Below are 4,974 nucleotides of genomic sequence, written 5' to 3'. Positions count from 1 at the left end.
TTGATGTATTTTTTACCTTTGTGCACGCAATTGCAATGCGAGATCAGGTTGATCTGTCGTAATATAATGTACAGGCATGTCAAGCCAATGTGATAACCGAGCTTTTCCATTAATTGTCCATACCCCTACAGTAAAACCAGCCTCAAGAGCTGATTCAATAAAGTCCTGTGAAACAATAGAGCCATCTAAACTTAGATCAGAATAACCTAATTGCTTCCATTCAGAAAAATGACGGTACATATCACCTTCAAAATTATCAACACATGGACCAGATGATATTCCTGCTTCAATAAAAGGACGAAGGATCAAAGGATCAAAACTAATTGCAGAAACCCGTTCTGATAAATTTCGGCTTTTTATTAGCGCAAGCGCTTTTTGGGATAATATTGTTTCACGCTCCACTTCACCACATGTCTTGATTTCAAGATGCAATGCGATATTCGTTGGTGTTAAAAGATCAAGCACCTCTTCTAATAAGGGAGGTGCTTCTTGGCTTCCTTTTACGCAGAGTTGTTTGCGTGTTTCATTATCAATGTCGTGAATATACCCCTTTTTTCCAACCAATTGGTCTAGACGAAAGTCGTGAAAGACAACCACTTCACCGCTTTTCAGCAAATGAACGTCGCACTCAACTTCATCAACACCTAACGCTATAGCATTATTAAATGCCGAAAGAGTATTTTCAGGATAAAGATGAGCTCCACCACGGTGTGCAACAATTTTTTTCTCAGACATGCAAAATTCCACACTTCTCAATTTTAAACGATATTAGCGTACAGATTGCCAGATACCGGCTTATATCATATGAAAATACACAATCATTTTTAAATGATTTTTTCTACACTTTTCGAATATCAAATCCTCAGTCATATTTTATTCTTAAAAAGACTTATCCTTCATTTTAATTATTCCCATTCAATAGTGCTAGGAGGCTTTGAGGTTACATCATATACAACACGATTAATCCCTCTAACTTCGTTAATAATACGTGCTGCCGTCTTACTTAAAAACGCCATATCATAGGGATAAAAATCAGCAGTCATTCCATCTACAGATGTGACGGCGCGAAGAGCACAAACAAATTCATAAGTGCGACCATCCCCCATCACGCCAACAGTTTGAACAGGAAGAAGAACAGCAAAAGCTTGCCAAATTTCGTCATAAAGACCAGCTTTACGGATTTCCTCAAGATAGATAGCATCTGCTTCACGTAGAATTTCTAATTTTTCACGGGTTACAGTACCTGGACAGCGAATTGCAAGACCTGGACCTGGAAAAGGATGGCGACCAATAAACTGCTCTGGTAATCCTAACTCTCGCCCTAGCAAGCGAACCTCATCCTTAAAGAGCTCACGCAACGGTTCTACAAGTTTCATATTCATCTGTTCTGGTAGCCCACCCACATTATGATGACTTTTAATGGTTACCGTTTTACCAATAGCAGACACACTCTCAATAACATCTGGATAAAGCGTCCCTTGTGCTAAAAACTCTGCACCTCCTATTTTTTTAGTTTCTTCTTCAAAAACTTCAATAAAAAGGCGACCAATCGTTTTGCGCTTTTTTTCTGGGTCTGTCTCACCTTCTAAAGCATTAAGAAATATATCGGCAGCATTAACGTGAATAAGCTCTATATTATAATGATCACGAAAGAGCGTGAGAACTTCTTCTGCTTCATTCTTGCGCATCAGCCCATGGTCTACCAAAATGCATGTCAGTTGATCTCCTATAGCTTCATGAAGGAGTACCGCTACAACAGATGAATCCACTCCCCCTGAAAGACCACAAATCACACGACTTTTCCCAACTTTTTTTCGTATCGTAGCAATTGCCTGCTCACGATAAGAAGCCATTGACCAACTACCTTTAATAGCAGAGATTTTATGAATAAAATTTTGCAAAAGTTTTGTACCATCTGGTGTATGGATAACTTCAGGATGAAACTGTACTGCATAAAAATGCCTTTTTTCATCAGCAATAGCCGCATAGGGAGCTCCGTTTGAGGTCCCTATGACATGAAAACCTTCTGGTAAAGCTGCCACACGGTCACCATGGCTCATCCATACTTGATAACAAGAACCTTTTTCCCACACTCCATCAAAAAGGGCACTCTCTTCTTGCACTTTCAAAAAAGCACGCCCAAATTCACGCTCATGTCCAGCTTCAACCTTTCCTCCAAGCTGAACACACATGACTTGTTCACCATAGCAAATACCCAGAATCGGAATACCCACCTCAAAAATTTCCATTGGAGCACGCGGAGAGCCCTCATCAATAACGGAATAAGGACTCCCTGATAAAATAATAGCTTTAGGATTTATGCGGCGCACAGCTTCTAAAGCTAATTGAAAAGGAGCAATTTCACAATATACCCCCATTGCTCGTACCCGTCGTGCAATAAGTTGTGTAACTTGTGAACCAAAGTCAATAATAAGAACAGTGTCTGGATGCGATATGCTCATAGAAAACCAATCAACAATTGTAAAAGAAAACTCATGAGAGTTATGATTCAATCTTTCTCTTTTCACAAGCCTGTTTTCTTAAGAAAAAGATTATTCTCATAAAATTTATGATAAAAAATGCAAAAATATAGATCAATGTTTTTTTTGCAACACAGATAAAAAGAACCCATCTGTTTGTGTTGTGGCTGGCGACAAAGTAAGTCCATAATTTGAAAAAACTGGTTGCACAGGAGAAAAACTAAAATGTTTCTGCCAAAGCGCTGGCATATCTATTGGAGCAAAATGAGAATGTTGTTGAAGGAAATGGGAAATTTGTTTCTCATTTTCATCTGTAAAAAGAGAACAGGTAATATAAACTAGGCGCCCCTTTGGCTTAAGATAAGCTATCGCTTCATTCAAAATAGCCCTCTGTTCTGTTTGGCGTTGTTTCACCTGTTCTAATGTTAAACGCCATTTCGCATCTGGACGACGACGCCATGTTCCTGTCCCACTACATGGCGCATCTAGTAGAACTCTATCCATCTGACCTGTTAATGGTTTTAATTCTTCTCTTTGCACTCGTATTTGTACATTACGAACACCAGCGCGTCGAAGACGATCAAAAATAGGAGCCAAACGAGCTTTGTCTGAATCATAAGCATAAATCTGCCCACGATTGTTCATATCAGAAGCTAAAGCTAATGTTTTGCCCCCAGCACCTGCACAATAATCTAATACCTGCATGCTTTCTTGCGCTTCCACAAGGTGAGCAACAATTTGAGATCCTAAATCCTGTATTTCAAAGTGTCCTTTTTGAAAAGCTGGTTCCACTTGAATATGAGGATGACGGTTAAACTTTTCAATCGGTGCAATTCTTAAAGCTTGCCCAAACCATGGCAAAGATTTAAGTTTGGTTTTTGCTAATTCTTTCAACACCTTTTCTGGTGTTGCTTTTAGATTATTTACCCGTAGGTCTAAAGAAGGACGCGTTGCTAACGCAGCCGCTTCAGTGATCCAATTATCACCAAATAAAGGACGAAGATGCGCTTGACACCATTGCGGGATATCACCACGAATATAGTCTGGAGCATCCACTAATTGCTGACCTTGCCAGGATTTACGCTGTTTAGCTCCTAATAACTGCGGTGCAAACCGATCTTCTGCCAACTCACCGTCAATTTGCTCCAGCGTCATTTTTCCAGAATCTAATAAGGCACCAAAAGCGATATCTCGGATATCATCACTCTCCATACGCCATTGTAAAGAATAGCGTCGTCTTAACACATCATAAACGATTGTACCAATAGCTGCGCGATCACCTGCTCCAGCAAAGCGATGAGAAAGGCCCCAATCCTTTAAAGCTTCTCCTACTGGGCGATGCTTCATTTCTATCTCTTTGAGAACATCTATTGCTGCTTGCAAACGCCCACCTAATCGCATTCATTTCTCCCATTAAAATAATAAAATTAAATCATCTAAAAAAATAATATTATCTTCTTCTTGCCAATAAAACCTTCTCAAAGCCATTAAAAATTTACATTCAACATTAAAATGATTTGATCATACTTTTTATAAGATCCAATATTAGAGTATCTAGATTTTTCCTTTCATCTTCTGCCCATTCACTTTTTTATCCCTCTACCTCTTATACTAAAAGATACGCAGTTATCCATAAAGACCTTATTTCCGCCATGCATTACGAAAAAAATAAACTCTTTAAATAAAATTTATGAGGATTATCTGAATAGCAGAAAAAATCAAATATCTCCCATCTTTTATGGCTATCCTTCTGAAAAAATAGAAAAAATCTTCTCATAAAATTAAAAAAGTTTATCTTACGTTCACCAAAAAATTAACTTTTTAGAAAATGCTTGGAACCACTATTTGGCATGACCGTTTTTAGTCTACTGGCAACTGCCAGACAATTTAAAAGGAGAAAATAATGACTTATAATAATGAAAAAACAACTTCATCTAAAAGCCGTCATAACACAATGCCCTCAAACAACGGAAAGAAATCCGTCCAAAGTGATCAGACAAACACTCGCCAACGTGCGTCAAAGACAGGACGGAAGACTACAAAAAGTTAATTCTAATTTTATATAAATTATTTCATATAGTCTTAACAGAAAGAGTTAGAGTTTTGACCTCTAATTCTTTCCTTTTTGGGATTATTACACCAAATCACAAACAGAAAAAGCGCAGTCTTCCTTTCTCGTTCTCGGAAGATTTAAATTTATGCGATATGACATTATGCTCTTATATCTTTAAACTGGCCCACGATAGTTGGGACTCTCCCGTGTAATAGAAACATCATGCGTATGACTTTCATGGAGTCCCGCATTCGTAATACGTACAAATGTTGCTTTTTCACGAAACTCTACGAGATCTTTTGCTCCAACATATCCCATTGAAGCACGAAGTCCACCAGCAAGCTGATGTAGAACTGATGCTATAGGACCTTTATAAGCCACCTGCCCCTCCACACCTTCAGGAACCAACTTAAGTTCATCACGAACATCATCTTGAAAATA

General features: G+C 38.4%; 4 protein-coding genes. All 4 read right to left on the bottom strand.

The window, feature by feature from the left end; all coding sequences use genetic code 11:
* Positions 1-12: 12 nt before the first annotated feature.
* Positions 13-735 (bottom strand): glycerophosphodiester phosphodiesterase, encoded by a 723-nt coding sequence (locus ACFIKE_RS08175; RefSeq protein ID WP_375649188.1) that lies wholly within the window; start codon positions 733-735, stop codon positions 13-15.
* 170 nt (positions 736-905) lie between these two features.
* A complete protein-coding gene (gene guaA / locus ACFIKE_RS08170) occupies positions 906-2,462 on the bottom strand; it encodes a glutamine-hydrolyzing GMP synthase (RefSeq protein WP_375649190.1) in 1,557 nt (518 codons plus the stop codon).
* 132 nt (positions 2,463-2,594) lie between these two features.
* A complete protein-coding gene (locus tag ACFIKE_RS08165; protein ID WP_375625587.1) occupies positions 2,595-3,881 on the bottom strand; it encodes an RsmB/NOP family class I SAM-dependent RNA methyltransferase in 1,287 nt (428 codons plus the stop codon).
* 826 nt (positions 3,882-4,707) lie between these two features.
* Positions 4,708-4,974 (bottom strand): IMP dehydrogenase (locus ACFIKE_RS08160; RefSeq protein WP_375649186.1); only part of this gene is annotated, 267 nt, incomplete at its 5' end.

Origin of the sequence: Bartonella sp. MU70NMGDW, from assembly GCF_042194085.1 — a bacterium.
Taxonomy (GTDB): Bacteria; Pseudomonadota; Alphaproteobacteria; order Rhizobiales; family Rhizobiaceae; genus Bartonella; species Bartonella grahamii.
Note: the sequence above shows the minus strand (reverse complement) of the source record. Positions and strands in the feature narration are given on the sequence as shown.